General features: G+C 70.1%; 21 protein-coding genes, 1 tRNA gene and 4 pseudogenes. 11 read left to right on the top strand and 15 right to left on the bottom strand.

Features of this window, described 5'->3' with window-relative positions; all coding sequences use genetic code 11:
- Positions 1 to 27 precede the first annotated feature (27 nt).
- Positions 28 to 573: an Imm21 family immunity protein gene (locus OGH68_RS31845; protein WP_319020282.1), complete on the bottom strand. Its 546-nt coding sequence runs from the start codon at positions 571 to 573 to the stop codon at positions 28 to 30.
- A gap of 115 nt (positions 574 to 688) precedes the next feature.
- On the bottom strand, positions 689 to 1,414 hold the full coding sequence (istB, locus tag OGH68_RS36540; RefSeq protein ID WP_413471139.1) for an IS21-like element helper ATPase IstB: 726 nt from the start codon (positions 1,412 to 1,414) through the stop codon (positions 689 to 691).
- Positions 1,415 to 1,550: 136 nt separating this feature from the next.
- On the opposite strand from istB, the gene OGH68_RS36535 reads away from it, so the two are divergent.
- A complete protein-coding gene (locus OGH68_RS36535) occupies positions 1,551 to 1,802 on the top strand; it encodes a hypothetical protein (protein WP_413471059.1) in 252 nt (83 codons plus the stop codon).
- A gap of 6 nt (positions 1,803 to 1,808) precedes the next feature.
- Here OGH68_RS36535 and istA read toward each other — a convergent pair.
- A pseudogene (istA, locus tag OGH68_RS36530) lies at positions 1,809 to 3,316 on the bottom strand (IS21 family transposase).
- Between the two features lie 511 nt (positions 3,317 to 3,827).
- Here istA and ltrA point away from each other — a divergent pair.
- A complete protein-coding gene (ltrA, locus tag OGH68_RS31830; RefSeq protein WP_264248834.1) occupies positions 3,828 to 5,144 on the top strand; it encodes a group II intron reverse transcriptase/maturase in 1,317 nt (438 codons plus the stop codon).
- Positions 5,145 to 5,256: 112 nt separating this feature from the next.
- A pseudogene (locus OGH68_RS31825) lies at positions 5,257 to 5,356 on the top strand (AAA family ATPase); the annotation flags it as partial.
- A gap of 48 nt (positions 5,357 to 5,404) precedes the next feature.
- Here the strand turns inward: OGH68_RS31825 and OGH68_RS31820 are convergent.
- Positions 5,405 to 5,824, bottom strand: coding sequence for a 2-phosphosulfolactate phosphatase (locus tag OGH68_RS31820; RefSeq protein ID WP_413471058.1), 420 nt, complete (start codon positions 5,822 to 5,824; stop codon positions 5,405 to 5,407).
- 110 nt (positions 5,825 to 5,934) lie between these two features.
- On the opposite strand from OGH68_RS31820, the gene OGH68_RS31815 reads away from it, so the two are divergent.
- Entirely contained in the window at positions 5,935 to 6,747 is an 813-nt protein-coding gene (locus OGH68_RS31815) for a HEAT repeat domain-containing protein (protein WP_264248832.1), read from the top strand.
- A gap of 725 nt (positions 6,748 to 7,472) precedes the next feature.
- On the opposite strand, the gene OGH68_RS31810 is transcribed toward OGH68_RS31815, so the two are convergent.
- The gene (locus OGH68_RS31810) at positions 7,473 to 7,868 is read right to left on the bottom strand and encodes a hypothetical protein (protein WP_264248831.1); all 396 of its coding nucleotides are present in this window, start codon (positions 7,866 to 7,868) and stop codon (positions 7,473 to 7,475) included.
- Positions 7,869 to 8,057: 189 nt separating this feature from the next.
- Here OGH68_RS31810 and OGH68_RS31805 point away from each other — a divergent pair, with 189 nt between their 5' ends.
- Positions 8,058 to 8,612, top strand: a complete 555-nt coding sequence (locus OGH68_RS31805) for a nucleotide triphosphate diphosphatase NUDT15 (protein ID WP_264248829.1) — start codon at positions 8,058 to 8,060, stop codon at positions 8,610 to 8,612.
- 9 nt (positions 8,613 to 8,621) lie between these two features.
- On the opposite strand, the gene OGH68_RS31800 is transcribed toward OGH68_RS31805, so the two are convergent.
- Together OGH68_RS31800 and OGH68_RS31795 are read right to left on the bottom strand one after the other, a co-directional pair.
- Entirely contained in the window at positions 8,622 to 10,202 is a 1,581-nt protein-coding gene (locus OGH68_RS31800) for a carbohydrate-binding protein (RefSeq protein ID WP_264248828.1), read from the bottom strand.
- A 320-nt stretch (positions 10,203 to 10,522) separates the two neighbouring features.
- Complete coding sequence (locus tag OGH68_RS31795; protein ID WP_264248826.1) at positions 10,523 to 10,972, bottom strand: DUF6336 family protein; 450 nt, start codon at positions 10,970 to 10,972, stop codon at positions 10,523 to 10,525.
- A 253-nt stretch (positions 10,973 to 11,225) separates the two neighbouring features.
- Here OGH68_RS31795 and OGH68_RS31790 point away from each other — a divergent pair, with 253 nt between their 5' ends.
- Positions 11,226 to 12,041, top strand: a complete 816-nt coding sequence (locus OGH68_RS31790; RefSeq protein WP_264248824.1) for an N-formylglutamate amidohydrolase — start codon at positions 11,226 to 11,228, stop codon at positions 12,039 to 12,041.
- 104 nt (positions 12,042 to 12,145) lie between these two features.
- On the opposite strand, the gene OGH68_RS31785 is transcribed toward OGH68_RS31790, so the two are convergent.
- The 3 genes from OGH68_RS31785 to OGH68_RS31775 form a co-directional block, all read right to left on the bottom strand.
- Positions 12,146 to 14,011 carry a rhamnogalacturonan lyase gene (locus OGH68_RS31785; RefSeq protein WP_319020255.1) on the bottom strand — a complete coding sequence of 622 codons (1,866 nt, stop codon included), beginning with the start codon at positions 14,009 to 14,011 and terminating at the stop codon, positions 12,146 to 12,148.
- A 167-nt stretch (positions 14,012 to 14,178) separates the two neighbouring features.
- Positions 14,179 to 14,251, bottom strand: a tRNA-Gln gene (locus tag OGH68_RS31780).
- Between the two features lie 78 nt (positions 14,252 to 14,329).
- Positions 14,330 to 15,703, bottom strand: a complete 1,374-nt coding sequence (locus tag OGH68_RS31775; RefSeq protein WP_264248823.1) for a hypothetical protein — start codon at positions 15,701 to 15,703, stop codon at positions 14,330 to 14,332.
- A 209-nt stretch (positions 15,704 to 15,912) separates the two neighbouring features.
- On the opposite strand from OGH68_RS31775, the gene OGH68_RS31770 reads away from it, so the two are divergent.
- The gene (locus tag OGH68_RS31770) at positions 15,913 to 17,127 is read left to right on the top strand and encodes a septum formation family protein (RefSeq protein ID WP_264248822.1); all 1,215 of its coding nucleotides are present in this window, start codon (positions 15,913 to 15,915) and stop codon (positions 17,125 to 17,127) included.
- A 204-nt stretch (positions 17,128 to 17,331) separates the two neighbouring features.
- On the opposite strand, the gene OGH68_RS31765 is transcribed toward OGH68_RS31770, so the two are convergent.
- Positions 17,332 to 17,865 (bottom strand): M23 family metallopeptidase, encoded by a 534-nt coding sequence (locus tag OGH68_RS31765; protein ID WP_264248821.1) that lies wholly within the window; start codon positions 17,863 to 17,865, stop codon positions 17,332 to 17,334.
- 314 nt (positions 17,866 to 18,179) lie between these two features.
- Between OGH68_RS31765 and OGH68_RS31760 the strand changes: the two genes are divergently transcribed.
- Positions 18,180 to 18,443: a GlsB/YeaQ/YmgE family stress response membrane protein gene (locus OGH68_RS31760; protein WP_264250379.1), complete on the top strand. Its 264-nt coding sequence runs from the start codon at positions 18,180 to 18,182 to the stop codon at positions 18,441 to 18,443.
- A gap of 30 nt (positions 18,444 to 18,473) precedes the next feature.
- On the opposite strand, the pseudogene OGH68_RS31755 reads toward OGH68_RS31760, so the two are convergent.
- A pseudogene (locus tag OGH68_RS31755) lies at positions 18,474 to 20,408 on the bottom strand (glycoside hydrolase family 5 protein); the annotation flags it as partial.
- A 337-nt stretch (positions 20,409 to 20,745) separates the two neighbouring features.
- Here OGH68_RS31755 and OGH68_RS31750 point away from each other — a divergent pair.
- The gene (locus OGH68_RS31750; RefSeq protein WP_264248820.1) at positions 20,746 to 20,961 is read left to right on the top strand and encodes a hypothetical protein; all 216 of its coding nucleotides are present in this window, start codon (positions 20,746 to 20,748) and stop codon (positions 20,959 to 20,961) included.
- A gap of 23 nt (positions 20,962 to 20,984) precedes the next feature.
- On the opposite strand, the gene OGH68_RS31745 is transcribed toward OGH68_RS31750, so the two are convergent.
- Complete coding sequence (locus OGH68_RS31745) at positions 20,985 to 21,491, bottom strand: hypothetical protein (protein WP_264248819.1); 507 nt, start codon at positions 21,489 to 21,491, stop codon at positions 20,985 to 20,987.
- A gap of 167 nt (positions 21,492 to 21,658) precedes the next feature.
- Between OGH68_RS31745 and OGH68_RS31740 the strand changes: the two genes are divergently transcribed.
- Both OGH68_RS31740 and OGH68_RS31735 read left to right on the top strand, forming a co-directional pair.
- On the top strand, positions 21,659 to 22,153 hold the full coding sequence (locus tag OGH68_RS31740; protein WP_264248818.1) for a hypothetical protein: 495 nt from the start codon (positions 21,659 to 21,661) through the stop codon (positions 22,151 to 22,153).
- 90 nt (positions 22,154 to 22,243) lie between these two features.
- Positions 22,244 to 22,715 (top strand): annotated as a pseudogene (locus tag OGH68_RS31735) (diadenosine tetraphosphate hydrolase).
- Between the two features lie 100 nt (positions 22,716 to 22,815).
- On the opposite strand, the gene rbsD reads toward OGH68_RS31735, so the two are convergent.
- A complete protein-coding gene (gene rbsD / locus OGH68_RS31730) occupies positions 22,816 to 23,205 on the bottom strand; it encodes a D-ribose pyranase (protein ID WP_264248817.1) in 390 nt (129 codons plus the stop codon).
- Entirely contained in the window at positions 23,202 to 24,146 is a 945-nt protein-coding gene (locus tag OGH68_RS31725; RefSeq protein ID WP_264250378.1) for a ribokinase, read from the bottom strand. Before OGH68_RS31725 ends, rbsD begins: the two co-directional genes overlap by 4 nt.
- Positions 24,147 to 24,169: the final 23 nt, after the last annotated feature.

Here is a 24,169-nt window from a genome sequence, read left to right as displayed (position 1 = left end):
GCCACTCGAGGGAGAAGCCTCCTGACGTCATGTTCCCAGTGATGGGACCAGGTCATCGGCTCTGTGACCAGGAAGAAGTTGAACAAGACCCACCGAGGTTTCCTCGTTTGCCGAGGTGTGGACGGCGCGGACCGTCCAGCGGCCGGGTGGTATCGCGACGGGCGCCTGCTCCGGCAGTCCGCCGCCGGTGGGGTACTCGACGTCCAGCTCGTTCCCGGCGGTGACAGAGTCCATGAGCACTGCCGGCCCGTCCGTCTCCCAGACACCGCACTCTTCCCACTCGGTCGTGGGGTCGGTGAGGACGGCGCTGGCTGCTTCGATCAGATCGGCATCCGAGTTGGCTCCGAGCCAGCGGACGAAGACTCGGGGTTCCGGCAAATAGCAGGTGGTGGCGGGCTCGTCCGCCAGGACAAGCCCTCGCGGGCCGCCTCCACCGATGGCAATCACTCCCGCGAGACCGTCCACCTCGCAGGCGCGGTCGTAGTCGTCCGGGACGTCCCCGTCGCCAATGACCAGACCCGACTCCGTGCAACCGTGCCATCCGTCCAATACGGAAACCGGTACGACGATCAGAGGGCCGCCCTGTCAACGGCCATTGAGATGCCCAGGTGGGCGGCCATCGGGTGTCCGGGCTGGTGGCCGTCAGAAATCCATGCCTGTGGCCAGCGGTGTTCCTGGGGATGGGGGGTTAGGTCAAGAGGACCACGCCCTTGCCGGCGAGGGCCTCGGCGAGGCGGTGTGAGTCGCCGGTGGTGGTCACCAGGTGAGCGTGGTGCATGAGGCGGTCGGTGCTGGCCCCGGCGAGAGTCTTGGGCATGATCGTGTCGAACCCTGAGGGGCGGATGTTGCTGGTCACCGCGATCGAGCGGCGTTCGTAGGCGGCGTCGATGATTCGGTAGAACGCCTCGGCGGCGTCCTCGCCGACCGGAAGCAGGCCGATGTCGTCGATCACGATCAGATCGGCCCGGCAGATTCGGGCGACCGTGCGGGCGGTCGAGCCGTCGACCTTCGACTTGCCGATCGCGGCGGCGAGGGTCTCCAGGGTGAACCAGGCGACCCGCAGGTCCTTCTCGATCGCGGCCTGGGCCAGCCCCTCGGTGAAGTGCGACTTCCCGGTCCCGGACGGGCCGGCGATCACCAGGTTCTCCGCGCGGCCGATCCACTCCAGGGTGATCAGAGAGTTCTGGGTAGGTTCGGGGATGGTGGAGTCTTCGGCCCGCCAGGACGCGAGGGTCTTGCCGATGGGGAAGTTCGCCGAGTGGCGCCGGAGGCGCCGGGTGGCCGCGTCGCGGCCGGTGACCTCCTCGGAGATCAGCAGTCGCAGGACTTCGGCGGGATCCCACCGCTGGGCCCGGGCGGTCGCCAGAACATCGGGTGCGGCTTTGCGCGTGTAGGGCAGGCGCATCCGGCGCATCAGCTTGTCCAGCTCCTCGGGCAGGGCCGGAGCCTGGGGAAACGTCACGGTCGATAATTCCTTCGTGGGTCGCGGTGGGCGCCGATAGGCTCGGCGGATGATCAATATGGCGGTGCGTGGGGACAGCAGGAACGTCGTGGCTCGCGCCCAAGCCGGTGTGGAGTGGACGGCCGGCTTCGCGGATCTGGACCCGGCGGAGTTCCCGATGCTCTGGGCCCTGACGCCGTATGGGGATGCGGTCTTCAACCAGCGGCAAGTGCCGCTGCTGCTGGCGGAACTCGACCGGCTTCCAGCCGACTTGGGCGGTGACTGGGTCGTGCAGGCCCGCGAGCTGTGCCAGGTCGTGGAACGCGGGCTGCACCTGTACCTGTGGTTCATCGGCGACTGACTGCGGTCAGTCGGCCCTCGACTCCCCAGCCGCCCTCTGCTGTCGCCCCAGGGCTTGCCAAGCGATGGTGCCGTTCTGGACGGAGTGGGCCTCGTCCGCGCGGACGACCTGGCCGACGTGCTTGTTGGCCGCGACGTGTTCCAGGATCGAGACCAGGTCGTCCTCGGCGAAGCGCCCGGCCGCAGCCGCGAGCCCGAGGGCCTGGTCGACCCGGTCGTTGCCCAGGACCACGGCGAGCTCGACGGCATGGGCCATCTTGGCGCGGATCCGGGACGCACCGGCGGACCGGCCTCCTTCAGCCAGCGGCCGGCTCCCGGGCCGATGCCCACGAACGCGACCTCCGCCTCCGAGCGCGGTCGCAGCCTGGGCTGATGGACCGAGCGGCCATCGGGGTGGCCGGGGTAGTGCGCATCGATGATCTGCGGGACGCCGGGCGTGGACAGCTGGTGACGCCAGATCTCCGACAGGTCACCGGAGCTGGTGCGGGCGGTGATCGACAGCTCGTCGCCGACGACCCGGCACCAGACCCTGGCACCGGTGTAGCCGGGCGGGGTCGAGTAGCGCACGGAGTTGAAGCTGACGGTGCGGTCAGTGCCGACCACCCGCTCCTCACCAAGCGCGAGCGCCAGCGGCTCGGCGGGCAGGACGTGCAGCGTGGTGCGTTCGATATCGAGCCGGTCGGCCGGGATCTGCCCGGTCGCCCGGTGCCGACGCGTGTTCACCGTGTCGCACCAGATCAGACAGGCGTCCGCGAGCTCGGCGAAGGTGTCGTAGGCGGGCAGCAGGTTCGCCTCGGTCGGGACCAGGTCGCCCTTCGCGATGCGGACCGTGGCCTCCGCGCCGCCCTTGGACTCGGGGTCATAGGGAACGCAACTGACGACCTGGCAGCCGTAGTGCCGGCCCGCGGCAACCATCTGCGGGTGCCGGACCGGAATCCCGGCGATGTGCTCGACAGTGACCGTCTTGGCATTGTCGGTCAGCACGTAGGTCGGCGCCCCGCCGATCCGCCGCAGCGTGGTGTCCAGGCAGGCGACCAGGGTGCCCAAGGTGCAGTCCCAGACCGGGATCACCACCCGGAACCGGGACCAGGACAGCCACGCGCAAAACAACCAGGTCCGCCGCCCGCCGATCTTCGGGCCCTCGCCCCAGTCGAACTGCAGCCACCACCCGGGCTCGGGGATCCACGGACGGTAGGTCCGCCGCTTGCCGGCCTTCCACGCGGTCTTCGCCGCGTTCACCGCCCGCCGAGTCGAGCGCGCGCTGCCCGGGTAGCCCATCTTCACCAGCTTGTCGTGGACCACATCGGCGCGGATCGTCCCCTTCGACTGCTCGACCCACTCCTCGATCTTCTCCAGGAACGCGTCGATCATCTTCGGCCGCGGCTCGCGTTCGTACGGGTTCCGCCCGCTGGCGCGGGCCTCGACATACCGCTTGACCGTCTTCGGGTCGTGCCCCGTGAGGGCGGCTGCCGACCAGACCGTCTCGGTCAGGTCGTACGCCTCGAATATCTCCATGATCTCTCTGTCAGACTTCGTCACAGGACCTCTTCGACCGATTCGCTGATGCTTCGCATACACCAGCAAACCGAACGAAGGGGTCTCCTTCGTCTACGGAAGCAATCAGGAACACCGCAGGCCGGACGGCCATCCACCTGGAATTCTGGTGGCCATCAGCCGGGACTCAACTGGCCGCACACCTGGACTCTGCCACGGCCGCCGACACGCCCATCGACTCGACCCAGGTGAGGGAATTCTCGGACGAACTGGCTGCGGTGGGTGAGCAAGACTTCATGGCACCAGTGTCTCCCCGGCCACTGACAACGCTTCGTGGGGCTGTGAAGCAACCTCCCCAACTCCTCGCCGGGGGCCAGTTCACCATCGATCGCATCGGAGTGGACGGCATGACACCGAGCCCTGCCTCGGCTCACTACGACCAGTGGCTTGACATCGAGACCCGCATATCCCGCAAAGCAGCCGACCCCGACGCCGGGCCCGAAGAACTCCGCAGCCGCCCTCACCAGCAGGCGTGGATGCGGTCACCCGTTACCACGTCGAGGAACGTCATGGAGTGATTCCGTTCCTGGAGGAGCTTCGCTCCTCACTCAAGGACGGGTCCTTCACTGCCCTGCCGGTCAAGCAGGCAGTGATTCCCAAGAAGAACGGCAAAGTCCGCTACTTGGGTATCCCGACCCTGCGGGACCGCATCGCGCAGATGGCCCTCAAGCTGGTCCTGGAGCCGATTTTCGAGGCCGATTTCTACCCGTCCAGCTACGGGTATCGACCCGGACGTCGGGCTCAGGATGCCATCGCCGAAATCCACCACTTCACCCGCAAGCCGTCGACCTACGACTGGGTCATCGAAGGCGACATCAAGGCCTGCTTCGACAACGTCGACCATCACGTCCTGATGGACCTGGTGGCCGAGCGCATCAAGGACCGCAAGGTTCTGCGGCTGGTCAGCGCTTTTCTGCGGGCCGGAGTCGTCGAGCTGCACGGTGGATTCGCGGAGACCCTCACGGGCACTCCGCAAGGAGGAGTCGCCTCCCCTCTGCTGGCCAACATCTATCTCTCCGTTCTGGACCGGCACTTCTCGCGGATCTGGAACACCGAGATGAACCCCGGAGCACGGCGGCAATCCCGACGGCGCAAAGGGCTGCCGAACTACCGTCTGGTGCGATACGCCGACGACTTCGTCGTGCTGGTGCACGGCACCAAGTCCGAAGCCGAAACGCTCAAGACGGAGATCGGTGAACTGCTGGCCCGCAAGCTGAAGATGACCCTCTCGGTCGAGAAGACCCACATCACCCACATCGACGACGGCTTCGTCTTCCTGGGCTTCCACATCCAGCGAAGGCCCTTCGGCGACGGCCGTCGCGTCGTGCTCACCATCCCGTCCAAGCCCGCCTTGGCGTCGGTGATGCACAAGATCAAGAAACTGACGGGGCGAAGCACGACCTCGCTCTCGTTGGAGGAGGTGCTGCGGACGGTCAACCCGGTCCTTCGAGGCTGGGCTGCCTACTTCCGCTACGGCGCATCCAAGAGAACGTTCTCCTACCTCGGCTGGTACGCGTGGTGGAGACTGCTTCTCTGGATTCGCTACAAGCATCCCCACCTGACCTGGAAACAGCTGCGGCGCCGCTATTACGGGGCCGACCGCATCACCGAGGGCGGGATCGTCCTCTACAACCCGGCGAAGACGAAGGTCCAGCGCTACCAGTTCCGGGGAGCGCAGATCAGCACGCCATACAACATCGACGAGGTCGACCCCGACGGAGCACGCTTCCGCCGGACGAACCACGACGATGTGGCCTTCGTCGGCCAGGTCAGCGAATACCTCGCCTGACACGTCGGATCACGTGGAGAGCCGGATGCTCGGCCAAGCACGTCCGGTTCGGCGGGCGGGGACGGGGAAACCGACACCGGAAACGGTGCACGGCGTCCCGTCCCCCACCCAACACATGGAACTCGGCCGCCGCGGCGCCGAACTTCTCTTCCAGGTCCTGACCGAACGCAAGGAGAAGAACAGTGTCGCCATCGCCTCCAACGAGTCCTTCTCCAAAGCGCACATGTTCCGGCGAACTCGTGCAAGGTGCTGCCGAAACTTCATGGGTTCGGGATCGATGCCGTGGCGTCGGTGCCGTGGTCGAAGGCTCCGTCGGTGAGGACGGGCACGGTCACGCTGGCGTCGAACTCCGTGGCGATGGCCACGTCGTCGGCGAACCCGCTCCGGGCCAGTTCAATGCCCGAGGAACAGGCAGCCACGGCACTCGTGACATCGGCGGTCTGCGCGAAGCAAGTCCTTGCGGCAGCCGCCTCGCAGGACAGCGGGCCAGCTCCTCGTGACTCCAGTTCGGCGATGATCGCCCCGGCACCCAGCAAGTCCTCAAGCGCAGGCCGCAGGCTTCCGTCCGGCCACCGCTCACCAGCAGCGATCACCAGGACGGGACGTTCCGCGGTCCCGTAGCCGAGCCGGGCCAGCCATCGTCCGACAGCACTGGCGTTTCGCAGACAGCTGGCCACCACCGTCGAATCGCCTGCCGCCGCGGGCTCCCGACGAAGAGGAGCACCGAGCACGCGACAGGTGGCGCGCCACGTTCGACCTCGAGGGGCAACTCCGGTCGGACGAAGCGGAGTTGCCGGCGTACGACGCCGTGCGGCGCGAGGTGCCCGGTCTGTGTGGGCTGCTGCACGACAGGGATCCGTCGGTGCGCGCCGCGGCGGCGCACCTCCTCGCCTGGTTCCCGGAGGAGGCCGCGCACGCTCTGCCCGGTCTCCTGCGGCTGCTCGATCACGAGGCGCTACCGGCTGTGGCCGCCACAGCGCTCGTCGCGGCAGGTCTGCTGGGCGACGCCGCGCTCGCCGGCCGCCTGAAGCCGTTCCTCGCGGCCGAGGAGCAGACGGTGCGCTGGGCGGCAGCGACGGCACTGGTACGTGTGCGCGGCATGGACGTCGAGACCGCTGTGGGCGCGGTGGCGCTCGGCGAGTTGGCGGCTGCCGAGGCGGAGCCTCCGGAGCCTGGCCCTCCGGGAGTTCCGTTCCACGAGGGCGGTCTGCGCGGCTATGCCACGGCCTGTCTCACGGAGCTGACCGACTTGTACCCGACCGAGACGCTGGACGCCGTGACGGACGGCCTGGCGGCAGCTTCGGTACCCGCCCATTTCGCCGTCGCCAGGGCCGGCCTGCGTCTGGCCTTCGGGCCGGAACGCCCCGGCGTGCTGCCGGTGTTCGGGGACCTGGACCCTCGTGAGCAACGTTTCGTACGGGTCCTGGCCTCGGTCGAGGAGGACGCATGGCGGTGGACCGGCTTCCCGGAGATGCTCCGCACGTGGGGACTCCCCGGAAGCCGGGAGGGCCTGCGTGCGTACGCCGGGCCGCCGGACACGCGGGCTCGCTCCGGCCGCGGGTGGTGGGTGCGGGCGGCGGGGCGGTGTCGCCCCGGGAGCTGAGTCGGTGATGACCGGGCCGTACAAGCTGTCCCCTCTCCCGGACGTCATCTTCCGCGCCCGTGTCGGCGCGGGGCCGCCCCGGAGGCGAACAGCGGAACCCACCGGCCGGCGTAACCTCCTGCCCGGTCCGGAGCCCCGGATCATCTGCGTCGATGCCAGTTCCCCGGTTGGCCGGACTCGTCGACAGCAGGTCCTGGTGACGTCCGCAGGCGACGGCCCGTCCGTCCTCCATCGCGACGATCTTGTCGGCGTGCTGCACCCTGGGGAGGCGGTGGGCGATCAACAGCACGGAGCACTCGCCGACAGGCTTCCGCCCGCGTTCGCTGAGCGGGCAGGCCAGCCCTCCCGGAAGCCGTGCCACCAGCTCTCCGAGCTGGGCGAGCTCGACGACCCACCCGCCATCCGTCTCGGTCGCGTCGGGCACCGCGTAGGTGATGTTGTCCCACAGCGAGCCCTGTACGACGTGGGTGTTCTGGTCGACGACGGCGTTACGCGCCCGGCACTCGGCGCGGCTTGGCTCCGTGGCCGGCCGGCCGTCGAACAGCAGTCGGCCGACATCCGGTTCGTAGAACAGGGCCACCAGGGCGAAGACGGTTCGAGGTCGTCATGGCGCGGCGCTGTGTCGACAAAGGCGGCCAGGTGTTCTCCATCGAACCCGCGAAGTGACGCGCAGAGCGCGGTCCAGAGCTTCGATGCAGCTCTGTGAGAAGTACTCGGCTTTGCGGCTATCGGGAGTCGGCGAGCCGGTCCAGTTCGCGCATCGCCTCGGCGTGGGCGCTCATCCGCGTGCTCAGGACACCGATCGTGAGCAGCGTCGTGCCCGCGGCGGAGATCGGTACGGACAGTCCGAGTACGGCCAGGGCCTCGGGCCAGTCGCGTTCGTTCTGGCAGTGGTCGTTCCTGTACAGGCCCTCGTTGGCCGTCCCGCGGTCGGTGAACAGCCGTGACTCGCACTCCGCCGGGTAGCGGTCGTCGGGCTCCTCGTCGACCGTGTACGGGGTGAGCAGCAACACGGCGCACCACGCCCACAGGACGGCCGCCAGGGACAGCAGGCCGGCGCCCCAGGCGCGTATCCGTCCGGCCCGGTCGCGGAAGTCGAGGTCGTATTCACGTGATCGCATGGCCGGCGAATCTATCAGCGCCTGAACGCGCAGGCCCCGGCCCCTGCCTGGAGGGAGCATGAGCGCGCCGACCGCTCCCCACGGCCCGGCGGGAGAGGGGCCCGTCCGGGCCGGTAGCGTTCGGCGCAGCGGACCTCTCGGGCAGGTGGCCGAGGCGTCGACGTCGTCCGTCCTGGAGGAGGTTCGGAGATGGCCCTTGGCAGCCCCGGCAGCCCCGTTCCCGCCGAGCGTCCGGAGCGGGCGAGTCCTGCGCCCAACGGGCTCATCGGTGTGGGTGTCGTCGTACGCGACCCGCGGCAGCGGGTACTTCTGGGGCTCGGGCACGACGGGCGGTGGGAGCTGCCCGGTGGCAAGGTCGACGCCGGGGAGGGATTCGAGGAGACGGCGGTCCGCGAACTGGCGGAGGAGACCGGGCTGACGGCGGACGCCGCGAATGTGCGGATCGGCGCGGTGCTGGTCGACGCGGCTGCCGGCATGGCACGTGTCACGGCGGCCGCGTGGGTCGACCGGATCACGGGCACGGCGGAGGTCCGGGAGCCGGACAAGATCGTGCGGTGGCAGTGGTTCGAGGTGAACGCGCTGCCGGCCGCGCTCTTTCCGCCCTCCGCCGCCGTCCTGCGGTCGTGGTTGCCCGCGCCGGGCCCGCGCGACGACGCCTTCCGTTCGTACGCGGCGGCCCGTCCGGACGAACCGGACGGGCCGGGCGGCGATGGCGGGCGTGGCCGGAGCCGGCGCCCTGCGTGACGGGGTCGGCTACGGCGTGGCGGACCGGCCGCCGAAGCTGACGTTCAGGCGGCCGTCCGCGGCGTAGGACCAGCTCAGGGCGCCTGCGTACGAGGAGCAGCGGGAGCCGTTCGAGCCGGACCAGAACTGGTTCGAGCCGTCGACGTTGCCCACGGTCTTGTCGTTCGACCCGTCGCCGCTGCGGCACGAGGTGTTGTTGCGGAACACCGAGGTGCCCGCGTCGAAGGAGAAGTTGCGCTGGGCGTTGTCGATGCTGATGTTGTCCGAGACCGTCATCGTGCCCGGGTTACGGTTGTAGGTGAACCCGTGCTTGCCGTTGTCGTAGGCGATGTTGCGACGGATGACGTGGTCGACCTCGATGTCCTCTCCGCCGAGCTTGTAGCCGTTGCGGTCACCGCTCGAGTTCTGGGTGCCGTCGGAGAGGGTGCCGTTCTCGTAGGCGAGGGAGTCCTCGATGGTCACGGCGCCGATGGGGCCGGTCTCCGACTTGGTGTAGAGGTCCCAGCCGTCGTCGATGTTGTTGTGGGCGACGGCGTAGCGGAAGACGTTCCCCGGTCCGGAGGTGAGCTTCGCGGCGAAGCCGTCGGCGTCCTCGCCGTCGGAGTCGGCGTTGTCGTGCGACTCCGCGCTCAGGATCAAGTTGTTGGAAGGCCACTGGTCCCGGGGGGTGCTGGAGAGCATCCGTGAGAGCTGAAGGCCGGTGTCGCGGTTGAAGCGTGTCACCGTGCGCTCGAAGATGTTGTTGCTGCCGCCGACGAAGATCCCGTTGTCACCGGCGCGTTCGACGACGATGCCTTTGACGTGCCAGTACGAGCCGTTCACGGCCAGTCCGCGGTTCGACGAACTCTCGCTCTGGGCTGAGAAGTTCAGCACCGGGGTCTCGCCCGGGTAGGCGGACAGTTCGGTGCGGTCGCCGGAGGTGCCGTTGTTGCCCTGGGGGACGGTGACCGTCTGGGAGAAGCGGTACGTCCCGCCGCGCAGGTAGATCGTGCCGCCGGGAGTGACGCGGCTGATCGCGGAGGTGAGGGTCGTGGGGTCGGACTGCGTCCCGGACGCGTTGTCGCTGCCGTTCGGCGCCACGTACAGCGCGGAGCCCGAGGGCGGCGGGGTGGTGGTGTCGCCGCTCGTCTCGACGTCGAGGTGGTCGATGTTGGGCAGGCCGGCGGAGGACGTGGGGCTGAGCCGAACCGTGTTGCTGCCGGCCCGTACGGGCACCGTGAGGGTCTTCGTCGACCAGGTGTCCCATGTGCCGGTGCTCTCGAAGGAGGCCGAGGCGGCCGTCGAGCCGTTCACCGTGACGCTCGCGGGCCGCGCGGTGCCTGTTCCGTTGGCGAAGCGGACCTTCAGCGTTGCCGTGCCCGCGGCGGGGGCGTTCACGGTGAACTGCGCGTAGGCGCCGGTCTGGTTGGTGCCGTTGCAGAAGCCGCTGCCGGTGTAGCCGCTCCAGTCGGAGTCGATGGTGCCTGTGCAGACGGCGGAGGAACTCTCGGCCTCGTAGCGGACGGAGTCGGCCTGCGCCGGGTTGGCGGACAGCGCGACGAGCGCGCCGGTGAGCAGGCCGGCGGACGCGATGGCGGCTCTCAATTGCATCGTTCGTCTCCAGGTTCGTTGACTCGTGCGACCAGCGGTCGGTGAATGGGGGGTCGAGCAACTGCGCAGGGCTGACGTTCGATCGGTCCGGGGCAACGGTGCGGTGTTCTGCATGGTGAACGCGTGCGTGGAACGGAGTACCGCTCCCCGGAGCGGGTAAGCACTGACCAATCGCTTGGGGTAAGCGCTTTCCCCGGAAAGCTAAGGGCACCGAACGGCGCCGTCAATACTCATACTCGACTTTCATTCACAAACATGAACGTCGAGCATCGGCCACAGCGCACCGGGTGCCGCATCAGGACATCCGGCGGGCAGGCCGGTCAGGACCCGTGGAGGAAGCTGTCGTACGGCGCGTTGTCGACCAGGTGGTAGAGGCCGAAGGCCCCGGGAAACAGTACGAGCGCGAGCACACCGAGCCGGACGAGCGCGGGCGCCATGACGGTCACTGCTCCGGTCTGTCCGGTGATGGTCCGCCAGTCGCGCCACCGTCTGACGTCGCCCCCGCAGACAGCCCAGAACAGGCCCCCGAACACGACGCCGACCCCCGAGCCGGCCATGGCGAACCCGCCCACCACGGCCAGGAACGTCTCGCGGCCGTGGTGGTCGGCGACGAACAGCGAGCCGACCGCCAGCAGCACCACGGCGACGAGCCCTTGCACGGCTCCGCGCACGACCACGTCCTTGAAGCGCAGTCGCGGCAGTCGGCCGCCGCCCTCGTCCGTCATCGGTGCGGAGGCCGGCTCCGGACCGGTCCGCCGGGTGTACGTCATACCGGCACGCTACCCGCGGCCCGGACGGGACGGCGCCGCGGGTGGGGCCCGGGGCAGGAACGCCTCCGGGTCGCCCCGGTCGTCCCGGTCGAGGTCGCCCAGGGCTGACGGGCGACCGGGTCCGACTGGGCTGTCAGACCCTCCCGTTAGAGTCCTTCCCTGGTCGCCCAACACCGCGCGGGCAGACCACACTCCTGGTGGGGAGGCGTGCTTGCCTCTCCGAGCTCGATCCACGCACAGCAAGGAACCACACGTGACCGACACCTCGGCGTCCTTCCGCCTCCTCCCCGGCGCCCCCGACTCCCCCGTCATCCTCCACGTCCCGCACTCCTCCCGCGCCGTGCCGGCCGACGTGCGCGGCGGCATCGTGCTCGACGACGCCGCGTTGGAGCGGGAGCTGGACCACATCACCGACTCCCACACCTCCGGGATCGCGGCCGGGGCGGCCGCCGCCGCGGCCGTCACTCCCTGGCGGTTCGTCAACCAGCTGTCCCGGCTGGTTATCGACCCCGAGCGTTTCCCCGACGAGCGGGAGGAGATGCTCGCCGTCGGCATGGGCGCGGTCTACACCCGGACCACCCACCGCGCGGACCTGCGCGCCGCCGGCTTCGACGGGCAGCCGTTGATCGACCGGTACTTCCACCCCTACGCGGCGGCCATGACGGCCGCCGTGGACGAGCGGCTCGGCGCCGTGGGGCGGGCCGTCGTCATCGACGTCCACTCGTACCCGACCGAGCCGCTTCCGTACGAGCTGCACGGCGACGGCCCCCGGCCGCCGATCTGCCTGGGCACGGACGCCTTCCACACCCCGCCGGAGCTGCGGGCCGCGGCACAGAAGGCGTTCGCGGGCTTCGGCGGCACGGGTCTGAACAGCCCGTTCGCGGGCGCGTACGTGCCGTTGAAGCACTACGAAAAGGACCGGCGCGTCAGCGCGCTGATGATCGAGATACGCCGCGACGTCTACATGACCGAGCCCGGCGGCCCCGCCGGCCCCGGCCTGGGCGCGCTCGCGGAGGCACTGGGCGAACTGGTCGGCGCCGCGGGCACCGAGGCAGTCGCCGACGCCTGACGGTCAGGCCGTTGCCGCGGGCAGGCCGCCGATCGGGGCGGCCTGCCCGCGGGCCAGGGTGCCGACTGTGCCCGCTGGGTGGCGCGTGCCGACGCGGGCCGGTCTCAGCCGCCGAGGAAGAAGCCCGGGTGCGGCGGCTGGTTGTACGCGGTGTTCTGCCAGGCCAGGCCCGTGCGGTACATCCGGTCCTGGAGCAGGGTCACGAACCGCTTGTCCGTCGCGACGGGCGTGGAGTAGATCCGCAGCGCGTTGTCGTCGCTCCTCGGCCAGATGACCTCCTCGCGCCAGTCGCCGAGGATGTCGCCCGACAGCGACGGCGTGGCCTTGGTGCCGTTGTTGGAGTGCACGCCGGAGCCGGTCAGCAGCCTGGTGTCGCCGCCGGTGCCGTACTTGTCGATGCGTGTGCCGTCCAGCAGTTCGCGGGTCGTGTCCCCGTCCCACCAGGCGAGGAAGTTGGCGGACGACGGCTCGCGGCCGCGCGTGGCGCCGTTCGTGTCGCGGATGGAGGAGTCGGCGGCCGACCACATCTCCGCCCCGCGGTTGCCGGCCCAGATATCACCGGCGACGCCGCGGCCGTTGTCACTGCCGGATCCGGTCCTCCAGCGGATGCTGCCGTTGGCAGGGTCGATGTAGAGCGAGGAGGGCTGGCTGCTCGACTCGGACACCTTGAAGTACTCCAGGCCCGGGTCGTCGGGGTCGAGGTCGGCCAGATGCTGTGCGTCGCCGTGACCGGTGCGGGTGGTCCACAGCGCGTGGCCGTTGTCGTCGACGGCCATCGCACCGTAGACGACCTCGTCCCTGCCGTCGCCGTCCACGTCGCCGATGGAGAGGCTGTGGCTGCCCTGGCCGTCGTACCCCTTGCCGGCGTTGGTGGAACTGTTGGTGTCGAAGGTCCAGCGGCGGGTCAGCTGCCCGTTCCTGAAGTCCCATGCGGCGATGACGCTACGGGTGTAGTAGCCGCGGGCCATGATGAGGGACGGGGTGCTGCCGTTCAGATAGGCGGTGCCGGCCAGGAAGCGGTCGACGCGGTTGCCGTAGCAGTCGCCCCAGTTGCAGACGTTGCCGCGCGCGGGCACGTAGTCCACCGTGGACAGCGCGGCTCCGGTGGAGCCGCTGAACATCGTGAGGTACTCGGGGCCGCTCAGGATCCGGCCCTCGCTGTTGCGGTGGTCGGCCCCGGAGTTGCCGATCACCGTGCCTCTGCCGTCGCGGGTGCCGTCGGCGGTCTTCATCGCCACCTCGGCCTTGCCGTCGCCGTCGTAGTCGAAGACCTGGAACTGGGTGTAGTGCGCGCCCGAGCGGATGTTGCGGCCGAGGTCGATGCGCCACAGGCGCTCGCCCTGGAGCGTGTAGCCGTCGACGACGGTGCTTCCGGTGACGCCTGCCTGCGAGTTGTCCTTGGAGTTCGAGGGGTCCCACTTCAGGACGATGTCCAGGTCGCCGTCGCCGTCGAGGTCCCCCACGGAGGCGTCGTTGGCGGAGTAGGTGAACCCGAAGCCGCCCGGCGGCCGTGAGACGGGGACGTCCAGGTAGCCGCCGCGGAACTGGACGGCGTGCGCGGAGGAGCCCTGCTCCTGGCCGTTGACGACGGCCTTCACCTGGTAGTCGGCGTGGGCGGGCGCGTCGTGGTGGCGGAAGTTCGTCGAGCCGGTGATCGGCGCGGAGTTGACCTTGACGCCGCCGCGGTAGACGTTGAACGCGACTCCGGCCGGGTCGGTGGCCAGCAGCCGCCAGCTGACGAGGTTGCCGGCGCCGTCGTGCACACTGACGAGTCCGCGGTCCAGGTTCTCCGCCTGCACGGTGACGGCGCCGGCGTTGAGCGCGGCCGCCGGCCGGGGCAGGGACGACATCGTCGTCCCGTGCGTGCCGTCCGGCCCGACCGTCCCGTTCGGCGACGCCACTGCCAGGCTGCCGACGGCCAGGCAGCCCGCAGCCGCTACGGAGGCAGCGACTCCTACAACTCTCGGCATACGGCTCGAACGCCTGCGGCGCCCGCCTTGTCCAATTCGCACGTGCCCTCCTGGGGGTGAGGAAGCGATGTTCGGGGCCATTGCTTCTCCGCCAGTCGCCGCCGGGCGAGCAAAGGTTGCCGGTGCCGGACTCGGAGACCTTGTTCCGGGAAGTGGACGTGAGGAGGCGACGAGGGCAGGATTCGAACCTGCGTCCACCCGGGATCAGAGCCGGGCGCTCCTCCGCAGAGCTTCCTCGTCGCCACCGTGATCATTGTTTGGGCCACCGCGTGGGTCAACCGATTTGCCGGGGCGGGCGCGCGCGGAGGTTGTCGCCGATCACGTCCACTCTTGAGCGGCAGCACGCTTGTCCTTGCCGGAGAAGACCCCTGCCGACCGGAGCGCGCCGGCCATGAGTGGGTCGGCGACGGCGACTCCATGTACCGTCTCGGGCGTCCGCCGGAAGTCGACCGCCTCAGCCACTGGCCGGGGAGCGGTCCAGGCGCCGGCTGTCGGGTCCACCCGATGCCGGGCGCAGACTGCTTCGACGAGCGAGCGCGGGCATTCCTTCTCACCGCGAAGTACCTCCCAGGGGAGAGGAAGCTCAGCCCAGACGTAGGTGTCGGGATGCAGCCCGCCGCCGCTCATGCGGTGCCAGTACGCCACGTCGGCCGCCATCAGGCGGGGCACCTTGCCGGGGCAGATCCGGTCCAGGACTTCGTCATGGCCCAACTCGCTCAGCAGCGCGAACCAGTGCGCCCTGGCCGTGTTCCAGGCCTGAGCGGCCTGGTTCCACGTCGACGAGTCGTCGCCACAGCGCACGATCATCGTGTCGCGTTCCAGTGGATGCCGGTTCCAGGCGTCCTCCAGCAGGCCGGCGACCTTGCGCAGGAATCTGTTCCACTGAACCAGCAGTTGTGTGAGGTCCTGGTCGGACACCTGGGCAAGCACTTCGGCTGTGGGGTGCACGTGCGCGACCGCGTACCAGCAGGTCCGCGTGGGACCGTTCCGCAGGCGCTGGAACAGGGCCTCGGCGACCTCGTCGTAGACCTGACGCTGCCGTCCGTTGGTGAAGACACTGCGCATGCAGCCGCGTGCCGTGATGTAGGCGATGAAGGCTGCCGTGTCCGTGTCCGTGGCGAACAGCCCGTACGGCAGGGCCCGGGCGAGCGCGCCTTTGCCGGTGATGGTCACTTCGCGGCGGCTCTGCTCGTGGACGAGCCGGGCCAGTTTGGCTTCCATGCGGCGCAGCAGTCGGAAGCGCTTGTTGTACTGGCGTTTGGAGATCTCACCGAGGCCTGCCGCCGTGCGCTCGGCCCGGTTGCGGCGGTCGAGGCCGAAGTCGTTCTGTCCGTACGCGCGGCCGATCTCCTCACCCGCTCGTCGGATCACCGCTTCGACCCGGGCGGGATCGTCCCCGGCGTCGTCCGGCAGCTCCGGCACGCTTACGAACAGGCTCGCTGCCCGGGCGAGCTGGCGCTGTGCGCCGACCGGACGGGCGAACTCCTCCCGCATCGATGTGTATCCGTGCCAGAGGTTGCGCAGCGAGTGCTCAGCGGCCTTGGCGAGCGCCGTCTCGGTCGCTGCGTCGAGGTCAGTGCCCTGGGCGGCGTACAGATCCTGGATGAGCCGGGCCACATCTTCCGGGCGCTTGCGCAGTGTGAGCGAGGCGTGCAGTTCACGGAGGAGCTGTTCGGGTGCGGGCGACGGCATGTGCCTCACCTTGTCATCACCGACGACCGGGCCTCCACTGCTTATCCGCACCGCTGACAGGCCTCACGACCTGAGACGTGGCGGCGGTCGGTCATCGGCCGGGATCCACCGCTCTGACCTGCGGTGATCGTGATCCTTCCGTGCTGGTGCGATCCCGCACGGAGCGAGGAGCATGTGTGCGCACAAGACATACAAGAGGTGGGGAAAACGTGAAGACCGCAGGTCACTGGAGAGTCGCCCTCGTGCTGTTGCCGGCGCTGGTCGGTACGGCCGCGTGCGGGACGGGCGACGCCGCAGAACCTGGGCAGGCGGTCTACGGACAGCCGCTCGCGGAGCAGTTCCACGCGGCGACCGCGGCCACCCGGCAGGCGGGCACCGCTCGCTTCGTGTCCACGCTGACGTACACGACGGCTGCCGGCGAGAAGGCCGTGCACCGGACCACCGGCAGCCAGGACTACGCCGGGAAGACGTCACGCGCCACCTTCGTCGCCCACGTTCCCGCAGACTTCCCCGAGAAGGACGCGGAGTTCCTCGGTGAGCCGGGTTCGAACGTGAAGCGGACCCTGGCCACGGCGGCCGACGACGTCTACGTCCGTCGCGACGATTCCACCTGGCTGCGCTTCACGCCCGCCGCGTTCAACGAGCTCGGCAGTCCCACCGGCGACCTGTCAGGACACGCCGCCGGTGACGTGGCGCCCTTCAGCGGCACCCTCGCCGACCTCGTCCCCCGCACCATTCCCCGGGTGGAGCCCGAGCGGGAGGCGGACGGCAGCCGGGTCTACCGGGTGACAGCACTTCCCGAGGTGGCGGCCGAACTGCTGCCCCGGGCCCTGAAGACCGGCAGAGGCAGCTGGGGCTCCGAGCCTGTCGAGCTGTCCGTCCGGCTGGACACCGAGGGGCGGCTGACCGAGGTGAGCGCCGACCTCGGGCCCCTCCTGGACAGCCTCCACGCGAACAAGGTCATCGTCGGCGTCACCCGCCTGCAGGCGTCGTACCGGCTGAGCGCCTTCGGCGAACCACTGCAGACCCGGAAACCGGCCAAGGGCATCGAGGACGCCTCGAAGGTGCTGGTTCCCGTCGGCACGCTTGCGGGCGGGCGCTGCGCCGCCCTCGACACCGGTATGACCGGCCCAGCAGTCGTACGCCCCGTCGACTGCGCGGAGCCGCACGACATACGGGTGTTCGCCCAGGTCACGGTGGACCGGAGCTTCCCCGGCAAGAAGCCCGTCGAGAACGGGAGGACGTTCGCGTCGGAGCTGTGCCGCGAGGCGTACGCCGACGCTCCGAAGGACTGGGTGAGCGACAGCCGCAGTCCGGGCGGGTACGTGATCTACGGGTCGTCGTCGGTGAGCGTCTCTCACGGAGCGGGGAAGACGGAGACGTCGGTGACCGGCGACTACACCTGCTACGTGCACAGCTCTTGACCCGCCCGGTCCGCTGTCCATGACGGCGTACGGAGGTACACGGGGACGGCGACGGCTGCGGTGGACGGCTGGCGGCTGGCGCAGCCGGCCGCGCCGTCGGCCGCCGACGCGGCGCCGAGCGCCCGCCGTTCGTCGGCGGTGCTTCCGGACGCGGTTCCGCACCCGGCGGACGGGCCCGGGTGCGGAACGGGCGGTGCGGCCCGGTCAGGCGCGCGAGTTGACGCTCACCGGCCAGGAGCCGGTCGGGGGTGTCCAGCCCTGGAGGGTGGCGGGGATGCCGACGCGCGTGTTGCAGTCGATGACCTGGAAGTGCAGGTGGGCGCCGTCGGCCGCGCCCGTCGCGCCGGACCAGCCGATGATGCGCCCCTGTGGGACCCAGTCCCCTGTGTTGTAGATGGCCCGGTTGAGGTGGGCGTAGTGGGTGCACCGGCCGTTGGAGTGCCGGATGATCACCTCGATGCCGTTCTGCCAGTACGGTGACCAGTCGGAGACCAGGACCGTGCCGCCCTGGGCGGCGGAGACCTCGTAGTTCGCGGGGAGCCCGAAGTCCCAGGCGTACTCGTTGTAGGGCCCGGTGTGCGAGTACGTGCCCTCGGGCCCCTGGGTGACGCGGTAGGACTCACCCGCCGGATACGGCAGTTCGTAGTAGTAGTCGGCCGCTGCGGCCGGCGGGGCCGCCGCCAGGCCGAGACCCGCCACGGTCAGTACCGCGCTCGCGGCGGCGGCAAGTCTGCGCAACGTCTTCCTCGCACCATCCGTCACTGGCGTCTCCCGTTCTTGTGGTCCGCGTGGTGGTGCCGTGCCCTGCGTTCGGCCCGGCCTGACAACGTTTCCCCCCAACTCGCCTCCGAAACAGGAAGGTTGCACAAGTTGCCACCGCGCCCCGAGGGACGGCTGCGACGGTGCGGCCCTCCTCGGCCCGCGCGGCCTGCGGCAGCACCGCACCGACGGGACTGCCGCGAAGGAGGCGTGACTTCCCACGCATGGGGCACTCGTAGGCCGGTTCGGCGGACACGGAAGCCGCCCGGACGAGAATCCGAGAGGGGTGTCCCATGGAGATATCGGGCATCGTCAGCGCGCTCGTGATCGGCATCGTCATCGGCGTACTCGGGCGACTGGTCGTGCCGGGACGGCAGCGCATCGGCGTCCTGTGGACGATCGCCGTCGGCATCGTGGCCGCGTTCGTCGGCACGGCTCTGGCAGCCGCGCTGGGTGTGGCGGACACCGACGGCGTCGACTGGATCGAGTGGCTCGTCCAGATCGCCCTCGCCGCCGCCGGTGTGGCCGCGTTGAGCCGGGTCAAGGCCCTGCGCTGAGCGCAGCCGGCTCCCGGGGAACGGCCAGTCGAGCGGTCGGCACAGCAGTGCGTCCGGTGTGCGCGACGATCCCAGGCGGCCCGTGTACGCGACGCCCGCCGCGTACTCGTCGTGTGCGCACTGGCCTTTGAAGTGACCGTGGGCGAAGTCGCCGCCGTGGGCAGCCGCGGGGCGGTTGTCTCCCCGGTCGAACCACACGGTGCGGCCGGGGGTCCCCAGCCGACTCCGGGCAGCGGCGCAGAGCGCGGTGGAGACGGCGGCGCCGCGGAGGCTGTAGCCGACGAGGAAGTGGTCGGCGGGGCACTGGAGTTTGGTCCAGCCGGCCGCCCAGTCGCCGCCCGGCGGCACATGCCGTTCGTCACGGACCACCTCGTACCGGCCGTCCGCCGCCCACAGGGCGGGAGCCCCCGTGTCGGTGCACAGGCTCCGGCTGCCGGTGCGGCTCAGGCCGGCGAGGCGCTGTCCGTCGGGGCATGCGGCCTTGCGGCCGCCCGCGTCCCAGTCCCCGGCGGCGCGCATCCGCAGGCTCTGGACGAAGTCGCCGTGGTCGGGGCTGAGCATCGACCAGCGGTCGGTGGGCGGGACCGTTCCGGTCCGGCCCACCGCGCCGACCAGCCGGCTCCAGGCGCCGGCCCGCCAGTCGTCGCCGTCGAAGACACCGATGCGCCGGCCGGCAGCGTCCCAGTGCAGCAGGGCCCAGCCGTTGCCCTGTTTGTTCTCGTGCCAGCCGACGAGCGGCCAGTACGCGAAGTCCGCGTCGGTGGCGATGAGACGGTCGACGAAGTTCTCGAACCAGGCCCGCTGCTTCTCGCCGTGTTCGTTTCGTCCGCCGACCCCGAACTCGCTGATCCACACCGGCGCGGTGAAGTGCCGGTCGCCCTGGGCGGTGACGTAGAAGGCCTGGCGGTCCAGTACGTCGAAGAGTTCGGCCCGGCTGAGGTCGCGGTAGCGGGGGTCGGACGTTTCGCCGATGCCGGTGGCACCGCTGTGGCGTGGGCCGGTGTAGCCGTAGAAGTGGGCGGAGTAGACGAGCTTCCCCGACCGTACGAGGGTGTGCGAGAGCCGCTGGACGGGCTCGAGGGCGGGACGCTCGTGCGGGAGGCCGTCCACGGGGATGCCGGTCCAGTTGATGCCCTCGACGATCACCAGGAGGTCCGGGTTCGCCTCTTGCAGGATGCGGTCGCCGAGGCGCTGCGACGCGGCGAACCAGTCGTGCCGGTCACCGAGGCCCCAGTTGGGGTCGTCCCAGACGGAGCGGCGCACCTCGTTGTAGAGGTCGGCGCCGACGACGCGCGGGTTGCCGCGGTACCGACGGACCATGAGGAGCCAGTCGTCCTGCCACTGCTGATCACTCCGGCTCGCGTTCCAGCGTTCGTTGCCGTCGATCCCGCAGCACCAGCGGGTGGTGTTGGTGTGGTTGTTGAGGACGACGGCCAGCCCGGCGTCCGTGAGGGCGGCCACGGCGGCGTCGTAGACCTCGAGCGGAGTCCGGCCGCGCAGTGCGGGATTGGCCGCTACGGAGGTATCGGCGACGGGTCGCTCGTCGTGCACCATCTCGTTCGAGAAGGGCAGCCGGATGCTGTTCAGCCCCAGCTCCCGGAAGCCGTCGACGATCTCGGACAGCGGAGCGCGGTCGAGGCCGAGCGGGATGCGGTCCGCCTTTTCGCCCGCGTGGTGGTTCGCCGGGTCGTTCCGGTCGCCGGATCCGGTCCAGGTGCCGCTCGCGCCGTGCCAGTTGCCGGACTTGAGCTTGAAGCGGGTGCCGTGGGCGTCGACGATGTAGCGGCCGCGGGTGCTGAGCGGGGGCGTCCAGTCGGTGGCGGCGGGAGCGGGTCGTACGGCCGCACGGCCCGCGGCCGTGCCGGGCCGGGGCTCCTCCACCGCGGCGGGGGAGATCACCCCGAGGCCGGCCAGGAGCGGGGACAGTGCGGCGGCGACCACCGCCGTGGTGAGGCCTCTGTTCATGATCGTCCGTTCTCGGCGTGCGCCTAACCGACATGACGATGCGTCATGGATGCGATGACTGCGCCATAGTGGCGGTCTGCGGCGGCGATGAACAGAGGTCTGGATGAGCCGGGACACGGTAGTCGGAACCTGGCCACGGGAGTTGGAACCAGCGTCGGGGGGGCCGGCGGGGGGCAGCACCGACAGAGTCGGCTGGTGACCGAGCGCATTGTCCAGCCGTCCCTGCCGACCCGAGATCAACTCTGCGCTCTGCGTGACTTCGTTCATGGGCGGAGTTACTCCGCGGGTTCGATTGCGATTCGGCTTCCCGGTGAACCCTCATGCTGCGGACTCGGGTGTGGCCGATGTGGCCCGCGCCTCGGGCGCCCTGTATGACGTCACCAACGTCCTCTGCAAGCGGCTGTTCGCCGAGATCGACAGTGGTCAGCCCGGCGTGGCCGCCGAGCTCGCGTGGGAGGCGCTTCTCGCGATCGCAGACGCTTGGCGCGATGCGCCCAATGTGCCTGCTGAGCTGCGGAAGCTGGTATTTGATGCTGCCCTGCGGCGGGCCTGAGCCCGGGTTCTGCCCCCACGCTCTCAGACGGAGCTGCGGGCCTCTTCGCAGTCCGGCTCCGGTATCGGACCCTTCTTCTTTCCGACAGCAGGCAAGGCAATCAGCAGCACAGCTGCTCCGAGGAGTGCGATGGCCGCGATCCAGCCCGCGCCGACGTGCATGGCATGGATGAACGCATTGTCAGCAGCCTGGGCAAGAGTGGGACGGTGGACAGCGGTGGCGACGTGGCGGGCCTGTTCGGCGGAAACTCGCGCCTGATCCTGCACCGGACCGGGTACACCCTCCAGCGAAGGTTCGATCGCACGTCGGTACATGATCGACATGATCGTGCCGCCTACTGCGATTCCGATCACACTGCCGGTTTGTCGCACGGTGTTGGTGACGGCCGATCCTGCACCGGCCTGTTCCAACGGCAGGTTGCTGATCAATGCGGCCGTGACGGGGCCGATCACCATGCCGATCGAGAGGCCCTGTATCAACAACAGGATCTCGATCCGGACGAGTGGAGTCTGCCTGCCGGTGTTCGGCACAGAGCCGCCGGGCGATGCAGACGCCGTGAACGGCCAGCAGCAGGGCGAGATCCGCGCGGAGGGACGGAAGGGCGCTCGGCGAATCTGCGGCAGATGCCGACCGCCGTCGTGGTGGCGTCCACCGGCTCCTGGCCGTGTGCGCGGCGAGCGCCTGGGAAGATCGGACGATGCTGCGAGCCGTCGAGATCACCGCCGAACTGACATTGCCGCCGCCGCGCGAGCACTTCCACAACCTGCACTGGCAGAGGAAGCTCGACCTGAGTCTGGACTGCTTCGTCTGCGAACGCACCGGCCGCACCACTCGCTTCGAGTACGGCGAGGAACGGGCGGTGTGCACGGGAGACGCAAGAGTCGAGCACCCCGCAGCGGCCCGTGTCGCCGGCTTCGACGTCACCAGCGTGCAGGACCGGCTGAGGATCCGGTCCGTCGTCGACTACTGGTGGGCACCGTTCCACGACACCAAGCGCGACCGACCGGCGACAGCGTTGACGCGCGCCCCGTGGGTCCGTCTGTACCTCGGATACCACTGCGCCGAGTCGGGGAAGGAAGGGGCGTTCAGCACGCAGAGCAACATGGTGCGCCCGGTGAGCACGGCCTGTGCTCACTGCGCAGCCCCGCTCGCTGCCGACGACCGGTCCCCCGGCATCCGGCTGCTGACCTGAGCCCCCGCTTCCGCAGGGACGCCGGACACGTTCCACGGCGGCTTCGGCGCCGGCCGGGAGACGCGCAGTCGCCGCGGGTAGATTCCGGCCATGGTTGACGACTGGCGGACGGACCGGATCGGAAGCGCCCTGAGAGGTGAGAACCCTGCGGCGCTTGGACGCCGGGTTCGCAGTGATCGGTGACGTGCAGTTCCTACCGGGCTATTCCGTGCTGCTGGTGGATGACCCGGACGTGGAGAGGCTGTCGGATCTTCCCAGGAAGAGGCGGCTGTTGTTCCTGTCCGACATGGATCGGCTCGGGGAGGCCGTCGAGCGTGCCTGCCGCACGATGGACCCGGCCTTCCGGCGGGTCAATCTGGAGATCCTCGGCAACACCGACGGGTTTCTGCACGCGCATGTGTGGCCGCGATTCGCGTGGGAGCCCTCCGACCTGGTGCGCATGCCGGTGTGGCGGTATCCGCGCGACGGATGGAACGACGAGCGGTTCGCTCTGGGCCCGCGGCACGACCCGCTGCGGAAGGCGATCAGCGGTGAGCTGGATCAGTTGCGCGCTGCGAACTGACACTTGAGGCGGCGCGCCCGCAGGACCGCCACCTCGCGGCAGCGGTCCTGCGGGATCGACGGCGGCCCCAGAGGGCGGCCCTGACACGGCGGGGCGGGCGTCAGAAGAAGACGCCGCAGCGCAGCAGGACGTTCGCGTAGGGGCGGGCCTCCCCCGTGCGGATCACGAGGCGGGCTCCCGTGGTGAACGCCTTCAGTTCGTCGTGCGGGACGAACACCAGGTCCGGCAGGCGCTCTTCGAGCAGCCGGGCGGCAGGGGTGTTCCGCTCGCGGACCTCGGACGCGGCTGTCGCGCCCTCGACGACCAGTTCGTCGAGCAGCCCCTCCAGCACGTCGGCGAACGACGGGATCCCGGCGCGGAACGCCAGGTCCACGACGCGCGGCCCGGCCGGGATCGGCATGCCGACGTCGCAGACGAGGACACCGTCGCCGTGGCCCAGTTCGGCGAGCGCGCCCGCGAGATGGCGGTTGAGAATGCCGGACCGCTTCACAGGGCGCCGACCTCCTGTGCCGTCGGGAAGGACTCCTGCGCTCCCTCGCGGGTGACGGCGGCCGCGCCCACGCGCACGGCGAAGGCCGCGGCCGCGGCGAGAGGTTCGCCGAGGCCGAGCCGCCAGGCGAGGGCGGCCGTGAAGGCGTCACCCGCGCCGGTGGTGTCGACCGCGCCGACCCTGGGGCTGGCCACGCGGACGGCGTCCGCGCCGTCCTCGGCGACGAGCGCGCCCTGTGCACCCAGCGTGATCACGACCGAGCGGGGGCCGAGGGCCAGCAGGGCCCGCGCCCACTCCTCGGGACCCTCACCCGTCTCGCCCGTCTCGCCCGTCTCGCCCGCCTCGCCCGCCTCGCCCGTCTCCCCGAGGATGTACCGCGCCTCGTGCTCGTTGACGACCAGCGGGTCGCACGCGGCGAGCACATCGGCGGGCAGCGGCGCCGGCGGGGACGGGTTGAGGACGAGCCGGGCGCCGGGCGGCAGCGTGCGGGCCACTTCCGCCACCGTCCCGAGCGGGATCTCCAGCTGCACGGAGACGACCCGGGCCCGGCCCAGCAGCTCCGCCGCGGCCCGCACGTCGTCGGGCGTCAGCCGGGCGTTGGCGCCCGGTGAGACGACGATGCTGTTGTCGCCCGACGGGTCGACGGTGATCAGCGCGACGCCGGTGGGCGCCCCGCCGACGAGTACGCCCGCGGTGTCGACGCCGGCCGCCCGCTGCGAGTCGAGCAGCAGCCGCCCGTGGGCGTCGTCGCCGACGCGGGCGAGCAGTGCGGTACGGGCCCCGAGGCGGCCTGCGGCCACCGCCTGGTTGGCGCCCTTGCCGCCCGGGTGGACGGTGAGGTCCGAACCGAGGACGGTCTCGCCCGCGGCGGGACGGCGCTCGACACCGACGACCAGGTCGGCGTTGGCGGAGCCGACGACCAGCAGGTCGTAGTCGTACATACGGGATGTGCCTTCCTGGGACA

It is taken from the genome of Streptomyces peucetius (genome assembly GCF_025854275.1).
Lineage (GTDB): Bacteria > Actinomycetota > Actinomycetes > Streptomycetales > Streptomycetaceae > Streptomyces > Streptomyces peucetius_A.
Note: the sequence above shows the minus strand (reverse complement) of the source record. Positions and strands in the feature narration are given on the sequence as shown.

What these genes read in the sequence shown, in the direction of transcription:
- OGH68_RS31795 (WP_264248826.1), bottom strand. Translation starts at nt 10,972, where the DNA reads ATGACGTACACCCGGCGGACCGGTCCGGAGCCGGCCTCCGCACCGATG.
- OGH68_RS31775 (WP_264248823.1), bottom strand. Translation starts at nt 15,703, where the DNA reads ATGCCGTCGCCCGCACCCGAACAGCTCCTCCGTGAACTGCACGCCTCG.
- OGH68_RS31725 (WP_264250378.1), bottom strand. Translation starts at nt 24,146, where the DNA reads ATGTACGACTACGACCTGCTGGTCGTCGGCTCCGCCAACGCCGACCTG.
- OGH68_RS31800 (WP_264248828.1), bottom strand. Translation starts at nt 10,202, where the DNA reads ATGCAATTGAGAGCCGCCATCGCGTCCGCCGGCCTGCTCACCGGCGCG.
- OGH68_RS31740 (WP_264248818.1), top strand. Translation starts at nt 21,659, where the DNA reads ATGCTGCGAGCCGTCGAGATCACCGCCGAACTGACATTGCCGCCGCCG.
- OGH68_RS31805 (WP_264248829.1), top strand. Translation starts at nt 8,058, where the DNA reads ATGGCCCTTGGCAGCCCCGGCAGCCCCGTTCCCGCCGAGCGTCCGGAG.
- OGH68_RS31810 (WP_264248831.1), bottom strand. Translation starts at nt 7,868, where the DNA reads ATGCGATCACGTGAATACGACCTCGACTTCCGCGACCGGGCCGGACGG.
- istB (WP_413471139.1), bottom strand. Translation starts at nt 1,414, where the DNA reads ATGCGCCGGATGCGCCTGCCCTACACGCGCAAAGCCGCACCCGATGTT.
- OGH68_RS31785 (WP_319020255.1), bottom strand. Translation starts at nt 14,011, where the DNA reads ATGCCGAGAGTTGTAGGAGTCGCTGCCTCCGTAGCGGCTGCGGGCTGC.
- OGH68_RS31760 (WP_264250379.1), top strand. Translation starts at nt 18,180, where the DNA reads ATGGAGATATCGGGCATCGTCAGCGCGCTCGTGATCGGCATCGTCATC.